The sequence below is a fragment of the Vreelandella arcis genome (assembly GCF_900103865.1).
In the GTDB taxonomy this organism is placed as follows: Bacteria; Pseudomonadota; Gammaproteobacteria; order Pseudomonadales; family Halomonadaceae; genus Vreelandella; species Vreelandella arcis.
The window spans coordinates 1-17,623 of sequence record NZ_FNII01000004.1 but is presented as its reverse complement, the minus strand read 5'-3'; the positions used below and the strand labels follow the sequence as shown (position 1 = coordinate 17,623).

The following is a 17,623-nucleotide window of genomic DNA, read 5'->3' as shown; positions in this document are numbered from 1 at the left end:
GTTCTTGTTTGGGCGCAGATCTTTCGGTGTACGTCGCGTCCTTTTTTGGGCACTTGCCGTATATTGTTGTTGTTTGAAGCGCTTATTCCGCTCAGCGCGAGCAAGTAATGAGATACAAGCCTGTTGTTTTTGTTAGTCCTGTTATCTCTGCCTGGCCCTGTTGTTTTTGTTGTGGCTCAGATCGGTGCGGCGTCATGTTGTTTTTGTTGGCGACTTGCCGCATTGCCCAGTTTGTTTTTCTTACCCTGTAATAGTGCACTCGTCGTGCCACTTATTTAATAATTTATAAAATTCAACAGGTTGGGGTTTTTAGTGAGTGGCGTAGAATCTTCCGAGGAAGTAAGTGTTACCCGATTTGAGCGGGTGGCTGTGTGGGAAGGTAACAGTGTGCGGGTAGTGAGGGTAATGAATATTTTTTAAATAAATCAGTGTATTAGACGTTAGTTGTAGGTTGGAGGTGGCGGTTAATTGGGTCGACGCGCCGTTTTCTTGCGCGGTATGCCCAGGCGCTGGCGCCGCTCCCATAAGTTTTTGCGGCTAATGCCCAACTTTTGCGCCAGCTCGGTTTCACTCATCTGATCCTGATGCTCTAAGACAAAGTGTTGAAAGTAGTCCTCTAGCGAAAGGTCATCGTCTTCTGCGTTAGGCTGAGCGGCTTCTGAACCGCCCAGTGAAGGCGAAGAGCTTGCCGCCGATAGTGGACGGTGGGCTACAGGCGCGAGCCCTAAATCGTCGGGGTGAATCAAATGGCCTTCGGCCAGAATGACGCCGCGCTCCAGGGCATTTTCCAACTCACGCACGTTGCCGGGCCAGGGGTAGTCGCGCAGTTCCTGGCGCGCCGCCCGGGATAAGCGCAGCCCTTGGCGCTCATGGCGATGGCAGGCTTTGTCGAGCAATATGTCGGCAATTTCCAGCACGTCGTCTTCGCGGTCGCGCAGCGGCGGTAGCTCTATCTGCATGACGTTTAAGCGGTAGTATAGGTCTAGCCGGAAGTCACCTGTCTTTGAGAGCGCACGCAAATCCCGGTGGGTGGCGGCGATCAGCCGGACATCCACATGGCGGGTTTCCACTGAACCGATTTTGCGAATCTCGCCTTCCTGCAATACGCGCAGGAGCCTCGCTTGAGCATCAAGGGGCAGCTCGCCGATTTCGTCTAAAAACAGCGTGCCACCATCGGCGGCTTCCACTAGCCCTGTTCGTGCCGCACTGGCACCGGTAAAGGCGCCTTTTTCGTGACCAAACAGCTCTGATTCGATCAGCGTTTCGGGAATGGCAGCGCAGTTGACGCACATCAGCGGCGCCTTGGCACGCTTACTTTGCTGGTGAAGTGCGCGCGCCACGAGTTCTTTACCCGTGCCGGACTCGCCCAGAATAAGCACCGTGACATCGGCCGGGGCGGTTTTGCGAATGCGGGTATAGACCAGCTGCATGGCGGTACAGTTACCGATCATGGCTTGGCGGCCGCCCCCTTCATCGGTCACGTTGGGCGGCGGACTGTGCTGCATTGACTGCTGGTGCAGAATCCGCGAGACGGTCTCTAACAGCTCTGCGTGGTCAAAGGGTTTGGCCACGTAATCCACCGCGCCTTGTTTAAGCGCGTCGACCGCCGAGCGCATGCTGGCGTAGCTGGTCATGATCAGGACGGGCGTCGGGGCAGCGGCTTGGATAAGATGCGTACCAGGCTCGCCAGGCAGGCGTAGGTCACTGATGATCAGATCAAAGCCTGCTGGCTCAAGCTGTTCGGCCTGTTCGGCGCTGCCTGCTTCGCTGACCTCATAGCCATGACGTTCAAGCAGGCGTTTCAGTGCGCTGCGAATGATCGCTTCATCTTCAACAATCAGAATCCTAGACATGAGGCGGCTGTTCGTCCTGTTGGTAAAGCGGTAGCCAGAGGGTAATGGCGGTTCCGCGGGGCGTTCCGGGCGGTGGCGAGGCCACTTCTATCTTACCTTGATGTTCATTGATAATTTGATAGGCCAGCGACAACCCAAGCCCCGTGCCCTCGCCGGCTGTTTTGGTCGTGGTAAACGGTTCAAACAAATGGTCGCGAACCGTTGGGTCAATGCCATGGCCATCGTCGGTGACGCACCACCACGCTTGATCTCCTTGCTGACCTGTCGCGATGTGCACCCTGCCCGTCGGCTGGCAGGCATCGCGTGCGTTGCTCAGCAAATTAACCATCACTTGGGTTAAGCGCTGGGCATCACCTTGCACGATAAGCTCCTCTGCGCAGGCGTTGGTAATCGTGACATCCTCGCCCGAGCGAGCCAGGTGGATCAAGTGTAGGGCATCGTCGGTGATCGTTCTAAGGTCGACGGGTGAACGCGGCAACGCGGGCGTTGCCCGCCCTGCATGGGCAAAGCCGACCAGCGAATTGACGATTTTGGTGACCCGCTGGGTCAGTTGCTGAATATGGTCAGCGGTTTCCAGCAGCGCGGGATCCTGGGTGTCGTAGCGTAGATTTTGTGCCAGCGATGAAATGCCGGTGATTGGGTTGCCAATTTCGTGGGCAACGCCCGCCGCCAACTGACCGATGGAGGCTAAACGCGCGGCGTGGACTAATTCCTCCTCGAGCCATTTCATTTCCGTGTGGTCTTCCACCAGGATCACGCTGTCGCCGCGGCTGTCGTGACCACTCAAAACGGCTTTATGGAGGGTCAGGAAGTAGTCCTTACCGTGTAGTTGGACGGCTTGTTTATAAAGCGGCGATGTGCCTTCTTCGAGCACACTGCCCAGCAAATTCGGCCAGGGGGCGGGCAAACTATCCCGGCGAGAGCCAATCACGCTCTCACCGCTGATGCCGGAAAGCTGTGAAAGCGCTTGGTTCCACATGACCAGCTCGTCGTCATCGCCGAGCACGCACAGCCCCACCGGGAGATAGGCAAGCGTTTGACGATGGTGGCGTCGCAAGCCGTCGAGTTCTCTGGCAAGCCCTGTGAGCCGCGAACGATACGCTTCCAGACGGCTTTCCACAAAATGAATATCATCGGTCACAGGGGCATCGTCGTGGCGGTAGGGCAGGTAACGGTCGACGATATCCCGCGCTACCGAAGGGCCCATCAAACCGGACAGGTTCGCCTGAATACGGTCGCGTAGGCGGCGTAGGGCGTAGGGGCGTCGCTCCTGGGGCGTTAGGTTGAGGGCTTTGAGGGCGCGGTCGACTTCGCGGTGGGCGGCGTCATCGCCCAGCGCCTGTGCCAAGTGAGCGGGGAAATCACTCGCCGTGGCGGCTTCCAGCGGCAAGCGCTTTGAACGAATCACGGCGTCCACCGAGCAGGCCTCGGCAGCGGAATGTTCGCCTTCGGAGGTGCGCGTAAACAGCGAGACGACAATCAGTAGTAAGATATTAAGCGACAGTGACAGCAGCGTAACGCTATACCACACGGGGGCGTCAGCGGGTGTTAGCGGGGTAAAGGGGGGTGCGGGAGGCGCATAGCCTGCGACGAGAGGTAACCATAACCACCATAGCCAAACGCCGATGCCCGCCAGTAAGCCGGCCACCATGCCTTTGCGATTGGCTCCCGGCCAATAGAGCAGCGCGAGCATGCCCGGCAAACACTGCGCCATGCCGACGAAGGCGGTCAGGCCCAGGCTGGTAAGCGGGTACTGGCGGCCGATCCACTGATAAAATAGCCAGCCGCCCAGAACCACGCCGACCACTAGCCCTCGACGCAGCCACAGTAGCCAGCCATACAGGTCGCTGCGCGCTTCGGGGGGCCTGGCCACCAACACGATGTGATTGAGTACCATGCCAGATAGCGCTAAGGCAATCAGCATCATGGTACCGCTGGCAGCGGCTAAGCCGCCGATAAAGGCCAGTGCCCCGACCCACCAGTGCTCGCTTAACGCATAGGCGGCGTAGGCGCTCATGGGTATCTCATCGTTGACCGACTGGGCGGCCCACCAGATTAGCGGGACGGGCAATGCCATGAGCAGTAAAAATAGCGGCAGGGTCCAGCTTGCCTGGAGCAGGGTATGCCGCGACAGACTTTCCGCAAAGGTAATATGAAACAGGTGCGGCATCATGAAAGCAGCCGCAAAGAACAACAGCAATAAAGTGCGCCATTGCGCAGGATCAAAGCGCGCGGTTTGTGCCTGGGCAAGATAGCCAGGGCCTGCTAGCCACTGTTGCATGTCGCTCGGACCGCTGAACACCAACCATAGGGCTACCGCCCCCAGCCCCAGCATCGCCACTAATTTGACGATCGACTCAATCGCAATAGTGCTTAGTAGGCTGTTATGCCGACTATGCACATGGCTGTGGCGAGCCCCGAGAATCACCGCTAACGCGGCAATGGCGGCGCAAAACAGCAGCGCTACAGCGGGCCCTGCCTGGCTCTGAGTGAACAGGTTGGCGGCCTCACTCATGGTTTTGACTTGAATGCCGAGTAAGGGCAACACCGCCAATAGGCTAACCACCGTTACGAGCGTGCCTGCCCAGCGGGAGCGAAAACGAAACGCGAACAGGTCGGCCAGTGAAGCGAGTTGGTAGGTGCGGGTAATACGCTGAATGGGCACTAGCAGGACGGGTGCGAGCAGAAACGCCCCGGCAGCACCCAGATAGTAGGCGAGATAACCAAAGCCTGCGTTGGCGGCTAACTCTACGCTGCCATAAATCGCCCAAGCGCTGGCATATACCCCGAGCGTCAAGGTATAGACGGCGGGGTGTTGGCTGACCCGTAGCGGCACCCACCCGCGCTCGACGGCCGTTGCGCAGCCAAGCAATAGGGCGAGGTAGCCCAAGCCTAGCGATACAACACCGATTAACTCAACGCTCATCCAGCTTCCTCTTTTGCTCAAGCCACAGCGTCAGCCCGATTAGCACGCCCCAGATAACAAACGGGCGATACCAAGCCACCGTGGGGTCGCTCCAGCCATCCATGAGTAAGGGTGACAGCAGATAGCCGCCGAACACCAAAAACAGCATGATGCGGTAAACGTACATGTCATGGCTCCTGAGGGAGTTCACGATGCGCTGAAGGTGATAAACGCTCGACCGACCAATGCGTGACGGCCCAGTGTAATTGCGTGGTCACGGGCTCATGCACGAGCTCGCCGGGGGGCGCTTGATCAAGTGCCTGCAACGCCTGAAACAGCTGGTGGCGAATGCCATGCTCATCGTCGGCTAGCGCTGGCGCAAGGTTCTGTTTGGAAAGCTTTTGCCCCTCGTGATTCACGACTAGCGGCAAATGCAGATAACGTGGCTCGGGTAGCGCTAGGGCGACTTGTAGCTGGCGTTGCCAGGGTGTGTTGTCGAGCAGGTCGACGCCCCTGACGACATCGCTAATGGCCTGGTCGGCATCGTCCACTACCACGGCTAACTGGTAGGCCCAGAGCGCGTCTTTGCGTTTAAGGATCACATCGCCCAGCGTTTCAGGGTCGAATTGCTGCCAGCCTAAAAGCCGATCCTGCCATTCGATCGGACGCTTTGCCAAATCGCTGCGTAGCCGCCAGGCGACCGGCTTTTGGGGGTCACGCAGACCTTCGCGGCACCAGCCGGGATACACCGCGAACTCTTGCCACTGCTTGCGCGAGCAACTACAGGGGTAAGCCAATCCTTGGGCAGCTAGGCTGTCGAGTGCTCGCTGGTAAGTGTCATCACGATCATGCTGCCAGTAAACGGTTTCGTCCCAGTGGAGCCCAAACGCCTCCAACTGACGCAGAATTGTGCTAGCAGTGCCTGGCGGGCAGCGGGGCGGGTCGATGTCTTCAATCCGTACCAGCCAAGTGCCACCCACCGCGCGAGCGTCAAGATAGCTGCCTAACGCCGCCACCAGCGAGCCAAAATGCAGTGGTCCGGACGGTGTGGGAGCAAAACGGCCACGATAGCGAGTTGATTGCGTCATGCAAGCCTTCCAGAAACCAAAACGGGCACCTCAGGGTGCCCGCATTCCACAACAATGTGCAGGTCGGTTGCCCCTGACTTAGCCGCCGAGTTGTTTTTCCTTAAGCTCGGCCAAGGTTTTGCAGTCAACGCAAAGCGTGGCGGTGGGGCGAGCCTCAAGGCGGCGAATACCGATCTCAACGCCGCAGGCTTCGCAGAAACCGTAATCGTCTTCGTCGATTTTTTCGATTGTTTCGTTAATTTTCTTGAGCAGTTTACGCTCGCGATCCCGGGTGCGCAGCTCAAGACTAAAGCCTTCTTCTTGGGTCGCCCGGTCGGCGGGGTCGGCGTAGTTATTAGCATCTTCCTGCAGGTGGCGTACGGTTCGGTCCACCTCTTCCATGAGGTCTTGTTTCCAATCCAATAGCAGCTGGCGGAAGTGCGCTAGCTGTTGATCGTTCATGTATTCTTCACCCGCTGCTGGCTCATACGGGGTGAAGGGCTTGGACGTTTCCGGTTTTTTTTCCGCTACTGGCATGGGAGAGCCCCTTACGTATGTGACTGCTGATCAACCGTGAGTGTTTATCACGATCTCACGCCAAAGGGATGCTTATTTAGCTGAAAATTGGACGCGTTGCAAGCATAATGGCGTCCTTTATAGTTTGGTTTTGCCGCTTGTGCGGCCAAGATCATGTTTTTATTACCGCTAGGGAAAGAAATCATTATGGCCTGGAATTCGCGTGTGAGCCAAGTCGCACCCTTTCGTGTGATGCATTTACTGGAAATGGCCCAGGCTCGCGAGGCTTGCGGTCATGATGTCATTCATCTGGAAGTGGGTGAGCCGGATTTCGCTACCCCTGAGCCGATCGTGGCCGCCGGTCAGCAAGCGCTGGCGGCCGGTAAAACGCGCTATACGCCTGCTGCTGGCTTGCCCGCGCTGCGTGAAGCGATTGCCGGCCACTACGCGGAGCACTTCAATGCCTCGGTAGACCCTGCGCGTATTTTGGTCACCCCTGGCGCATCGGGCGCATTGTTGCTAGCCAGTCAGTTGCTCGTAGAAACGGGAGACCGGGTCATGATGGCTGACCCTAACTACCCGTGTAACCGCCACTTCATGGCTCTTGCCGGTGCTGATATCGATGCCATTCCGGTAGGGCGTGAAAGCGGCTGGCAGCTAGACGCCAGGCTCGTTAATCAGCACTGGCAAGAACGCACGCGACTAGCCATGCTGGCCTCGCCTTCCAACCCTACCGGCCATACACTGAGTGCCGACGCGCTGAAAGACGTGTTGACGTCGGTGGCCGCGCGCGGTGGCGAAGTGCTAGTGGATGAAATTTACCAGGGGCTTAATTACGACGATGCGCCGCTGTCGGCCACCTCGCTGACCAACGATGCCTTTGTAGTCAACAGCTTCTCCAAGTACTTCGGGATGACCGGCTGGCGCCTGGGCTGGTTGGTGGCCCCAGAGCATGCGATCGAACCGCTCACCCGACTGGCCCAAAATGTGTTTCTTGCCGCGCCGACGCCCTCGCAGCATGCCGCACTGGCCGCGTTTACCCCCGAGTGTCGCGATATTCTCGAAAACCGTCGGGCCACGCTAAAACAGCGCCGAGATGTATTGTTGGCGGGCTTGGCGAAGCTCGGTTTAGCGCCGGATTTGCCGCCCCAAGGCGCGTTTTACCTGTGGCTGGATATCGCCCGCTATAGCCGCGACAGCCAAGCATTCTGCGAACAGCTACTGCTTGAGGAGAACGTGGCAATCACCCCGGGCATCGATTTTGCCGTTCAAGGCGGCGAGCATCATGTGCGCATCGCCTTTACCAACGACGTTGAACGACTCGAAGAGGCTGTATTGCGTATCACCCGCTTTGTGAGCCGCCTATGAGCTTGTCCTACGAGGGGCTAGTGCTGGGCACGCTGCTGCGCCGTTACAAGCGCTTTCTGGCCGATGTGCGCCTGGACGACGGCCAGGAAGTCGTCGCCCACTGCCCGAATACCGGCTCGATGAAAGCGGTCAACGTGCCCGGCTGTCGGGTGTGGCTGTCGCCAAGTGATAACCCCAAACGCAAGCTGGCCTGGACCTGGGAATGGATTGAGCTTCCGCAGCCGGATGGCACCATTGCCTTGGCCTCCGTGCATACCGGGCGAGCGAATCGCATCGTGGAGGCGGCCATTGAAGCAGGTGATATCGCGCCGCTAGCGGGCTATCAAGCGCTCAAGCGCGAGGTGACGGTAGCCGGCGCGCGGCTGGATTTCCGTCTGGATGACCCTGGCCGTGGCGCTGTCTACATCGAAGTGAAGCAGGTGACGCTGAAAGAAACCGACGGGCATGGTTACTTTCCCGATTCGGTCAGCGTGCGTGGCGCCAAGCATCTGCGCTCGCTGCAGGCACTAGTCGAGCAGGGCGAGCGGGCGGTGTTGCTGTTTTGCGTGGCCCATGAGGGCATTGACGATGTGGCCCCCGCCGCGCATATCGACCCGGCTTACGCGGCGGCACTGGCGGAAGCGGCCCAGGCGGGGGTCGAGGTGCTGGCGTACGGGATAAGCGTGGAGTGGGTGGCCAGCAAGCCCGCGGCAGTACGCCTGACGCGGGCCTTGCCGGTACGCTGGCCGGCTCTCTCAGCGGCGACGCACGCGGAAAATGGCGATTTCACCGAACAGGTTGGGCCATAGGCGCGACGTCCAGTGCCCGCGGTGGTCGCCCACGCCCACCGCGCGGTCGACAATCATCAGCCCTTTGTCACGGCACAGGTGTTCAAAGTCGTTAAAGGTCGAGAGATGAATGTTGGGCGTGTCGTACCAGGCGTGGGGCAGCGACTTGGATACCGGCATATAGCCACGCAACCCCAGATGAACGCGGTGACGCCAGTAGGCGAAGTTGGGGAAGGTGATAATGCCTTCTTCAGCGACGCGCAGCATTTCATCGAGCATTTTGTCGGGGCGGCGTAGGGCCTGCAGGGCCTGGGTCATGATCACTTGGTCGTAGCTGTTATCGCAGAAACTGCCTAAGCCGTCGTCGAGGTTATGCTCGATCACATTGACGCCGCGGGCGATGCATCCGGTAATGCCGTCGTGATCGATTTCAAGCCCATAGCCGCTCACCCCTTTGTGCTTCGCCAACGCTTCGAGCAGCACGCCATCGCCGCAGGCAAGGTCAAGCACATGGGCGCCTTCGGGAACCCAGTCGTAAATCAATTCCAGATCAGCGCGCATCATGGCGTCTCCTCTGCGGCTGCTTGATCCAACTTGAGATCGCGGGCAGCGCGGTTCATGAACGCACCAAATACCGCGTCGTAGCGGGGTTCGGGCAATAAAAACGCATCATGACCATGGGGAGAGTCAATATTGGCATAGCTGACCGATTTGCCTGCCCGCGTTAGCGCATCCACCAACTCACGGGAACGCGGCGGCGGGAAGCGCCAGTCGGTGGTAAAGCTGACAATCAAGAACGGGCACTGCGCTGGAGCAAGCGCGTGGGCCAAATCCCCGCCTTGCGTCGCAGCCGGGTCGAAGTAGTCCAGCGCCTTGGTCATCAGCAGGTAGGTGTTGGCGTCAAAGGCGGTGGAAAACGTATCGCCCTGGTAGCGCAGGTAGGATTCCACCTGAAATTCAACCCCGAACCCGAAGTTGAGGTCGTTGCTACGCAGATCGCGGCCGAACTTGCTGCCCATGGCGTCTTCGGAGAGATAGGTAATATGGCCGACCATACGCGCCAGCTTGAGCCCGCGTTTGGGCACGGTGTCGTGTTCGGCATACCAGCCTTCAAAAAAGTCGGGATCAGAGCGAATCGCCTGGCGGGCGACTTCGTTAAAAGCGATGTTTTGTGCTGAAAGCCTAGGTGTTGCGGCAATCACAACGGCATTGGCCACTCGGTCGGGGTAGACCATCGTCCATTGCAGCACCTGCATGCCGCCAAGGCTCCCACCCACGGCCGCGGCCCACTTCGCGATCCCTAGATGGTCGGCAAGCCGCGCTTGGCTGGCCACCCAATCGCTCACCGTCACCATAGGGAAATCAGGCCCCCACTGCCGACCCGTTTCCGGGTTATGGCTCACCGGGCCGGTACTGCCATGGCAGCCGCCTAGGTTGTTAAGCGACACAACAAAAAAGCGGTTGGTGTCGATGGGTTTGCCGGGGCCAATGTGGGCATCCCACCAGCCGGGTTTGCGATCTTCCTCGCTGTGATAACCAGCCGCATGGTGGTGGCCGGACAAAGCATGGCAAATCAGCACTGCGTTACTACGTTCGGCGTTAAGCGTGCCGTAGGTTTCGTAAATCAGCTCGTATTCGGGCAGCACCTTGCCACAGGCGAGCGAAAGCGGCGTGTCGAACTTGGCGACATGCGGGGTGACCAGCCCGACGGTATCCGTCGGCCGGTCAGCAAAAGCAAGCGTGTCTGAATCGGGCATCGAAAGCGTAAGTCCTGCTGAGTGTGTCGTGTTGAATAAGCCTGTGAGTGCTTACAGGCCGACCAGGGCGCCAGAAATGCCAGCCGCGCGGATCAGTGAACCGACCAAAAGTCCGTCCACTAGGTTAATCGCGATAAACACCACAATGGGCGACAAATCAATCATGCCCAGCGGGGGGATTACCTTGCGCACCGGTGCCATGATGGGCTCTACCAGTTGCATGATTAATAAGGCGCCGGGATGGCTGGCGTTGGGCGCGACCCAGCTCAAAATAATCATCACAATCATGGCAAAAAAGTAGATTTTCAATATAGCGTTGGCCAACGACGCCACGCCTGCAATTAGCAGCCCGACGACGGGGGGCATGCCAACCCCGATGACCATGAAAATAGCGATGATGCTGACGACTTTAAGCACAAACCCTGCTGCCAGTGTGGCGAGATCAAAGCGGCCAGCGACCGGTCCTAAAAAGCCTTGAAAGAGGCCAACCACTGGTTGGGTGATCTTGACCACCGATTGACTTAGCGGGTTGTAATAGTCGGCCCGCGATGCTTGCAATAAAAATCGCAGCATGAGTAAGAAAATATAAATGTTAATCAACGAGTTAACTAGCATTAACCCGGCGCTGCCCAATTCGTTGCCCATCGTGGTTTCTCCTATAAATATCCGGGGTATTTAGTGACCGCTGAGTTCCTTTGACATTGCTTGGGCGCGCTTGGCGCAGGCCTGCATCGCATCGGCGATGGTCGTCCGTAGGTCGGCATCTTCCATGTGCTGAATCGCCTGTTCGGTAGTTCCGCCGGGCGACATGACATTCTGTTTTAGTGTTGCAGGGTCTTTATCGCTTTGTTGGGCCATGGTGGCGGCACCCAGTGCGGTTTGAATCGCTAGACGGCGTGCGGTGTCAGCCGGTAGGCCGAGTTTAACAGCGGCGTCTTCCATGGCTTCCAACATTAAGAAGAAGTAGGCCGGGGCGCTGCCTGATACGGCGGTTACTGCATCCAACAAAGACTCTTCATCGACCCATTCGACGATACCCACGGCTTCCATGAGCTGGGTGGCCATTTCGCGCTGCGCGTCGTTGACCCGGGCGTTAGCATACAGGCCGCTGGCACCTTGGCCTACCAGGGAAGGCGTATTGGGCATGCAGCGCACCAGGGCGTTATCACCGCCCAACCATTGGTCAATGGTGGCGGCATCGAGGCCTGCGGCAATTGAGATAACCAGAGGCTTGCGTTGTTGAATGCTGTCGCTAAGCGCTTCGCACACCTCGCGCATAATCTGTGGCTTGACCGCCAGTACCACAACATCTGCTTGGCTGACGGCGGCGTCATTATCCGTTTGCGTATTGATGCTCAAACGCGACCGCACCGCTGCCAATTCGCTTTCTCGTGGCGCGGTGGCGGTGATGTCAGAAGGTGTGACACCGCTGTCGATCAGGCCGCCAATGATGGCGCTTGCCATATTGCCCGCGCCAATGAAGGTGATCTTGCTCGCCATGTGGGTATCCTCTGTAAAAAATGGGCTGCATTGAGCAGCGTTATAGCATCTTGTCAGTGCCATGCTTTGCCGTTAAATGGGTGCCTGTTTAGGCCGTATCGCGCGCGCCAAAAATAGCGGTGCCCAAACGTACCAGCGTGGCGCCTTCTAACACGGCGGCTTCTAAATCGTCGCTCATGCCCATGGAGAGCGTGTCCAGAGGCGTGTCGGGCAAGGTTTTTTGAAGCGCTTCCAGCAGCTGGCGTAGCTCGGCAAAGGGGGCACGCTGAGCCTCTAACCCCGATGCGGGGGCAGGAATGGCCATAAGACCGCGCAGTTGAAGGCCCGGAAGCGTGGCAATCTGCTCGGCAAGTGCGGCCACGTCTTCTGGCATGACGCCTGATTTTGAGGCTTCGCGACTGATGTTTACCTGTAAGCAAACGTTGAGCGGCGGCAGATGGCTTGGCCGCTGCTCGCTGAGTCGCTTGGCGATTTTTAGCCGATCAACGGTGTGCATCCAGGCAAAATGCTCGGCGACGGCACGCGTTTTATTGGATTGTAGCGGGCCAATAAAATGCCACACAATGCCCTCTACATCAGCTAATTCGGCCTGTTTGTCCAATGCCTCTTGCAGGTAGTTTTCACCAAACTCGCGTTGCCCTAGTGTCCAGGCCTGGCGAATCATCGATGCCGGTTTGGTTTTGCTCACGGCTAACAGCGAGGCATCATTAGCCGGGCGCTTAGCGTCAATAAGGGCACTCTCTAGGCGCTTACGCGCGTGGGCAAGTGACGCTGGAAGCGCGTTATCTGTCATACTCAAGCACCTTACCGCCGCTGGGGAATAAAGATGGATATTACCGAACTGCTGGCATTCTCGGCAAAGCAGAATGCATCCGACCTGCATTTGTCCGCTGGTTTACCGCCCATGATACGGGTTGATGGCGATATCCGTCGGCTTAATGTGCCCGCCATGGATAACAGCGACGTGCGTCGGTTGATTCACGACATCATGAATGATCGTCAGCGCCGCGACTACGAAGAACACCTCGAAGTCGATTTTTCTTTCGAGGTGCCGGGCGTGGCACGGTTTCGTGTTAACGCTTTCAATCAGGCGCGGGGCGCTGGTGCCGTGTTCCGCACCATTCCCAACCATGTGCAATCGATGCAGACCCTTGGGTTAGGCGAAGTATTCGAGCGCCTATCGATGCTGCCGCGCGGCTTGGTGCTGGTGACCGGGCCGACCGGTTCGGGCAAAAGCACTACGCTTGCGGCCATGATTGATTACATTAATGATCAACGCTTTGATCATATCTTGACCATTGAAGACCCCGTCGAGTTTGTTCATGCCAGCAAGCGTTGCCTGATCAATCAGCGGGAAGTCCACCGGGATACGCATAGCTTTAAGGAGGCGTTGCGCAGTGCACTGCGTGAAGATCCCGATGTCATTCTGGTCGGCGAGCTGCGCGACCTGGAAACCATCCGTCTGGCGTTAACGGCGGCAGAAACCGGGCACCTGGTACTGGGGACGCTGCACACCACGTCGGCCGCCAAAACTATTGACCGGATCATTGATGTCTTCCCGGGCGAAGAGAAAGCCATGGTGCGCTCTATGTTATCCGAGTCGCTTCAGGCGGTGGTATCGCAAACGCTGTTGAAGCGCCAGGGCGGTGGCCGGGTGGCGGCCCATGAGATTTTGGTCGCGACCTCGGCGGTGCGTAACCTGATTCGCGAAGACAAAGTGGCGCAGATTTATTCGGCGATTCAAACCGGGGGCGGTTTGGGTATGCAGACGTTAGATGCCTCGCTGGCGCAACTGGTCAAAGACGGGCACGTCAGCGTCGACGACGCCCAGTCACAGGCCAAAGGCACGCTCGCCTCGCAGGAGACATAAGTTATGGTGAGCGACGCTGCCTCAACGCTGACGCCGACCCAATGGCTGCACCAACTGCTGGATATCATGGTGCAGCAGCAAGCCTCCGATTTACTGATTTCCGTGGGTGCGCCACCCAGCCTGAAAATGCCCAGCGGACTGGTTCCGTTAGGGCAGCAGTCGTTGAGTGCTCACCAAGTAAATGAGTTAGTGACGCATACCGTTCCTGACGGGTTTCGCGAACGTTTCAGCCAGGAACGCGAGGCGAATTTTGCGCTTGGGCTTGAGGATAAAGGACGCTTTCGGGTCAGCGCGTTTCAACAGCGTAACCATCCCGCCATGGTGATACGGCGTATTGAGCAGCAAATCCCTACCCTGGAAGCGCTGGGCGTGCCCAGCACAATCAGCTCTCTAGCCCATGCGAAGCGTGGATTGGTGCTCGTGGTTGGTGGCACTGGGACGGGGAAATCCACCACCCTGGCGGCGATGGTGCAGGAGCGCAACGAGCACGTTGGCGGTCATATCATCAGCATTGAAGACCCCATCGAGTACCTGCATCCGCACAAGCGCGCCATCGTCAATCAGCGCGAAGTGGGCATTGATACCGAGTCGTTTGAAGTGGCGCTTAAAAATACCCTGCGTCAGGCGCCCGACGTTATTCTGATCGGTGAAATACGCAGCCGTGAAACCATGGAACATGCGTTAACGTTCGCCGAAACCGGGCATCTATGTCTGGCCACGCTGCACGCCAACAATGCCAACCAGGCGTTGGAGCGGATTATTCATTTCTTTCCCCACGAGCGTCACGAACAAATCTGGATGGATCTCTCGCTTAATCTACGCGCGGTGGTGGCTCAGCAGTTGCTGCCGAATCTCAGCGGCGGACGCTGTGCGGCGGTTGAGGTCATGCTGCAGTCGTCGCGCATTGCCGATTTAATCCGCAAAGGCCGTGTAGCCGAGATTAAAGCGGCCATGGCCGCGTCGCGGGATGATGGCATGCAGACCTTTGATCAAGCGCTGTTTGATCTCCATCAGGCATCGCAAATCAGCCAAGAAGTGGCGCTTGCCCACGCCGATTCCGCCAACGATCTGCGGCTCATGCTGAAGCTGGGGGGCGATCCAGCGAATCGGCGTTCTTTAGACGAGCGCGTGCCGAGTCATTTAGCCCTGCGCGATCATGACGAGCCGTTGTGACACTAGGGCGCGTAAACACCGCCCAGTACGCGCGGCCCTTTAGCGCCGGTAACCGAGGCCACGTTGCCGGGTAGCTGGTGTAGGCGTTGATGAGCTAGCCAAGCAAATGCTCCGGCCTCGATCCAGTCCTCGGGCCAGCCGAAATGGGACGGTGATGCGAGAGTGGCGTGGGGGAGATGATCAGCGATCCGCTTCATAACATAAGGGTTATGCGCGCCGCCGCCACAGGGAATTAACGTAACCGGTTGGTCGGCCAGGGGTAATTGAGCGCTGCCTTGGGCAATGCTGATCGCGGTCAGCTCGGCAAGGGTCGCCTGCACATCGCAGGGCTGTTCATCACCGTTTAAATGCGACTCAAGCCAGGGCAAGTGAAACAGCTCGCGGCCAGTGCTGCGTGGTGGAGGTTGGTGAAAAAAAGGTTCTCGCAATAAGCGTTCCAGCAGCGGCTGATCAACTTGGCCGCTAGCTGCCCACGCACCGCCGTTATCATAGCGGCCACCCTGGTGCTTGGCATGCCAGGCATCCAGCAAGACATTGGCCGGGCCGGTGTCAAACCCAATGATAGGGTGTGTTGTGTCTTTGGGCAGCCAAGTGAGGTTGGCGATTCCACCTAGGTTTAGCACTAGCTGCTGGGTATTCTCTTGTTTGAATATGACTTGGTGAAAGGCTGGGGCCAGCGGGGCTGCTTGGCCGCCTGCCGCTAAATCTCGGCGGCGAAAATCGGCGACGACTGTGCAGCCCGTTAACTCGGCGAGCAAACTTGGATTATCCAATTGGAGCGTATAAGCGGGGCCTCCGGCATGCCCGCTGGGGGCGTGCTCGATCGTCTGTCCATGACTGCCAATCGCGTTGATTTGAGTGGCTGAGATACCCTGTTGCGCAAGTAGCTTTTTAACCGCTTGTGCTTGCTGGCGACAAAACGCATCTTCGGCGAAGGCCAAATCGGCGAAGCTCACCTGATGCGCATGACAAAGCGTTAATAGCGTCTGCTGCAGCGAGTCAGTGATGGGCTCGGCATGAGTGGCGATAAGACGTGGCGCTGATGTTGGCTCCAGAGCGACCAGCGCGGCGTCAATGCCGTCCAGGCTGGTTCCCGACATTAAGCCAATGTAATAACGGGTTGCGTCAGTAGTCGGTGTTGTCATTCCAGATGCATCCAAAGTAAGACGAAGGCTCAACCAGGGCGAACGAGCATGGTAACATCGCCCACTATTTATCATCACAACGCCAGCAAGGCGATGCTTACGTGGAGAAAAGCAATGAGTGAGGTGGATCAGGCGCTAGCGTTGTTGTCGCGCGGAACGCATGAAATTTTGGTTGAGGACGAGCTGCGCCAAAAGTTGGCTTCCGGACGCAAGTTGCGCATTAAAGCTGGTTTTGACCCCACTGCCCCTGATCTGCATTTAGGACACAGCGTGTTGCTAACTAAAATGCGCCAGTTTCAGGATCTGGGGCACACCGTTATCTTTTTGATTGGTGACTTTACCGGTCGCATTGGTGACCCCACCGGTAAAAACGTGACCCGCAAACCACTCACCGAAGAAGACGTTAAGGTCAACGCTGATACCTACAGAGAACAGGTGTTTAAAATCCTCGACCCTGAGAAAACCGAGGTGCGCTTTAATGCTGAGTGGTTTAGCGAGCTATCTGCCGCCAAAATGATCGAGTTGGCCGCCCAAAGCACCGTCGCGCGAATGCTCGAGCGGGACGACTTTGAAAAGCGCTACACGGCGAATCAGTCCATTGCCATCCACGAGTTTCTTTACCCGCTGGTTCAAGGTTACGACTCTGTCGCACTGGAGGCGGATGTCGAACTGGGCGGTACCGACCAGAAGTTCAACCTGCTGATGGGCCGCGAAATTCAGAAGCACTTCGGCCAGGAGCCGCAGGTGGTCATTACCATGCCGTTGTTGGAAGGCTTGGATGGCGTGCAGAAAATGTCCAAGTCGCTGGGTAACTATGTTGGGGTCGATGAAACGCCGGGCTCCATGTTTAACAAATTGGTTTCCATGCCGGACAGTTTGATATGGCGTTACTTCGAGCTGCTTTCATTGAAGTCTAACGAAGAAATTGACGCGCTTAAGCAGAGCGTCGAGCAAGGGGCCAATCCGCGCGATGTGAAAATGGAGCTGGCGCGCGAGTTGATTGCTCGCTACCACGGCGACGAAGCGGCGGCCAACGCGCATAAATCCGCCGGCAACCAGTTGGCGGATGGTGAGTTGCCTGACGACCTGCCCGAAGTCGAGGTTGATTTTGAAGGCAGTACTGACGCGCCGATTGCAGCGGTGCTCAACCGTTCGGGGTTAACCAAGAACAGCGCTCAGGCCAAAGACATGCTTAAAAATGGCAGTGTGAAGGTCGACGGTGAGGTCGTGGCGCAAGATGCAATGTTGCCCACTGGTAAGGCGTATGTGATTCAGGCGGGCAAGAAACGTTACGCCCGTGTGACGCTTATTTGAAATTTCTGTCACAACCCCCTTGCCAACTCGGCAGTGAAATCGTAAAGTACGCATCCGCTGCCGGGGACGCACGGCGTTGCCAGCGGTGGATGAGGTGTAAAAACCTTGGTTTGTCAGATGGTTAGGCAAATAGCTAGAAGGAAAAGCAGGTCGATTATTTCCTTCGCTTCTGCCAATCAGTGATTGACAAGCACAGCGAAGTGCGTAGAATACGTCTTCCTCGCTTAGCAGCGGCCACGTCATGTTGTATCGGCCCGCAAGCGATTGCTCTTTAATAATTTGATCAGGTAATTCATGTGGGCGCTTGCCGATGAGGGTGATAAATCACCAACTATCAAGGCAAGCGGTCATGAAAACGACAGTTTTTAAACGAAAGTTTTTAAACAAT

General features: G+C 57.5%; 16 protein-coding genes. 5 read left to right on the top strand and 11 right to left on the bottom strand.

Annotation, left to right across the window (positions count from 1 at the left end):
* Positions 1-464: 464 nt before the first annotated feature.
* From BLR97_RS05300 to dksA, 5 genes are all read right to left on the bottom strand, one after another.
* Positions 465-1,853 (bottom strand): sigma-54-dependent transcriptional regulator, encoded by a 1,389-nt coding sequence (locus BLR97_RS05300; RefSeq protein WP_089703252.1) that lies wholly within the window; start codon positions 1,851-1,853, stop codon positions 465-467.
* A complete protein-coding gene (locus tag BLR97_RS05295) occupies positions 1,846-4,779 on the bottom strand; it encodes an ATP-binding protein (protein ID WP_089703250.1) in 2,934 nt (977 codons plus the stop codon). Before BLR97_RS05295 ends, BLR97_RS05300 begins: the two co-directional genes overlap by 8 nt.
* Complete coding sequence (locus tag BLR97_RS19700) at positions 4,769-4,945, bottom strand: hypothetical protein (RefSeq protein WP_170832983.1); 177 nt, start codon at positions 4,943-4,945, stop codon at positions 4,769-4,771. The genes BLR97_RS05295 and BLR97_RS19700 overlap by 11 nt, the downstream gene beginning before the upstream one ends.
* Position 4,946: 1 nt before the next feature.
* Positions 4,947-5,846 (bottom strand): tRNA glutamyl-Q(34) synthetase GluQRS, encoded by a 900-nt coding sequence (gluQRS, locus tag BLR97_RS05290; protein WP_089703248.1) that lies wholly within the window; start codon positions 5,844-5,846, stop codon positions 4,947-4,949.
* Between the two features lie 78 nt (positions 5,847-5,924).
* The gene (dksA, locus tag BLR97_RS05285; RefSeq protein WP_027337669.1) at positions 5,925-6,362 is read right to left on the bottom strand and encodes an RNA polymerase-binding protein DksA; all 438 of its coding nucleotides are present in this window, start codon (positions 6,360-6,362) and stop codon (positions 5,925-5,927) included.
* Between the two features lie 186 nt (positions 6,363-6,548).
* Here dksA and BLR97_RS05280 point away from each other — a divergent pair, with 186 nt between their 5' ends.
* Positions 6,549-7,709 carry an aminotransferase class I/II-fold pyridoxal phosphate-dependent enzyme gene (locus BLR97_RS05280; RefSeq protein WP_089703246.1) on the top strand — a complete coding sequence of 387 codons (1,161 nt, stop codon included), beginning with the start codon at positions 6,549-6,551 and terminating at the stop codon, positions 7,707-7,709.
* Complete coding sequence (sfsA, locus tag BLR97_RS05275) at positions 7,706-8,497, top strand: DNA/RNA nuclease SfsA (RefSeq protein WP_089703244.1); 792 nt, start codon at positions 7,706-7,708, stop codon at positions 8,495-8,497. The genes BLR97_RS05280 and sfsA overlap by 4 nt, the downstream gene beginning before the upstream one ends.
* On the opposite strand, the gene metW is transcribed toward sfsA, so the two are convergent.
* The 5 genes from metW to BLR97_RS05250 form a co-directional block, all read right to left on the bottom strand.
* Positions 8,444-9,037: a methionine biosynthesis protein MetW gene (metW, locus tag BLR97_RS05270; RefSeq protein WP_089703861.1), complete on the bottom strand. Its 594-nt coding sequence runs from the start codon at positions 9,035-9,037 to the stop codon at positions 8,444-8,446. The two genes, sfsA and metW, sit on opposite strands and share 54 nt — an antisense overlap.
* Positions 9,037-10,233, bottom strand: coding sequence for a homoserine O-succinyltransferase MetX (gene metX, locus BLR97_RS05265; RefSeq protein WP_089703242.1), 1,197 nt, complete (start codon positions 10,231-10,233; stop codon positions 9,037-9,039). The genes metW and metX overlap by 1 nt, the downstream gene beginning before the upstream one ends.
* A gap of 51 nt (positions 10,234-10,284) precedes the next feature.
* Entirely contained in the window at positions 10,285-10,878 is a 594-nt protein-coding gene (locus BLR97_RS05260; protein WP_089703239.1) for a YggT family protein, read from the bottom strand.
* A gap of 30 nt (positions 10,879-10,908) precedes the next feature.
* The gene (proC, locus tag BLR97_RS05255) at positions 10,909-11,733 is read right to left on the bottom strand and encodes a pyrroline-5-carboxylate reductase (RefSeq protein ID WP_089703237.1); all 825 of its coding nucleotides are present in this window, start codon (positions 11,731-11,733) and stop codon (positions 10,909-10,911) included.
* 88 nt (positions 11,734-11,821) lie between these two features.
* Positions 11,822-12,526, bottom strand: coding sequence for a YggS family pyridoxal phosphate-dependent enzyme (locus BLR97_RS05250; protein WP_089703236.1), 705 nt, complete (start codon positions 12,524-12,526; stop codon positions 11,822-11,824).
* Between the two features lie 33 nt (positions 12,527-12,559).
* Between BLR97_RS05250 and BLR97_RS05245 the strand changes: the two genes are divergently transcribed.
* Positions 12,560-13,603, top strand: a complete 1,044-nt coding sequence (locus BLR97_RS05245; RefSeq protein WP_089703233.1) for a type IV pilus twitching motility protein PilT — start codon at positions 12,560-12,562, stop codon at positions 13,601-13,603.
* Between the two features lie 3 nt (positions 13,604-13,606).
* The gene (locus BLR97_RS05240; protein WP_089703231.1) at positions 13,607-14,776 is read left to right on the top strand and encodes a PilT/PilU family type 4a pilus ATPase; all 1,170 of its coding nucleotides are present in this window, start codon (positions 13,607-13,609) and stop codon (positions 14,774-14,776) included.
* A 2-nt stretch (positions 14,777-14,778) separates the two neighbouring features.
* Here the strand turns inward: BLR97_RS05240 and BLR97_RS05235 are convergent, their stop codons facing one another.
* A complete protein-coding gene (locus tag BLR97_RS05235; protein WP_089703229.1) occupies positions 14,779-15,921 on the bottom strand; it encodes an anhydro-N-acetylmuramic acid kinase in 1,143 nt (380 codons plus the stop codon).
* A gap of 114 nt (positions 15,922-16,035) precedes the next feature.
* On the opposite strand from BLR97_RS05235, the gene tyrS reads away from it, so the two are divergent.
* Complete coding sequence (gene tyrS / locus BLR97_RS05230) at positions 16,036-17,235, top strand: tyrosine--tRNA ligase (protein WP_089703227.1); 1,200 nt, start codon at positions 16,036-16,038, stop codon at positions 17,233-17,235.
* Positions 17,236-17,623 lie beyond the last annotated feature (388 nt).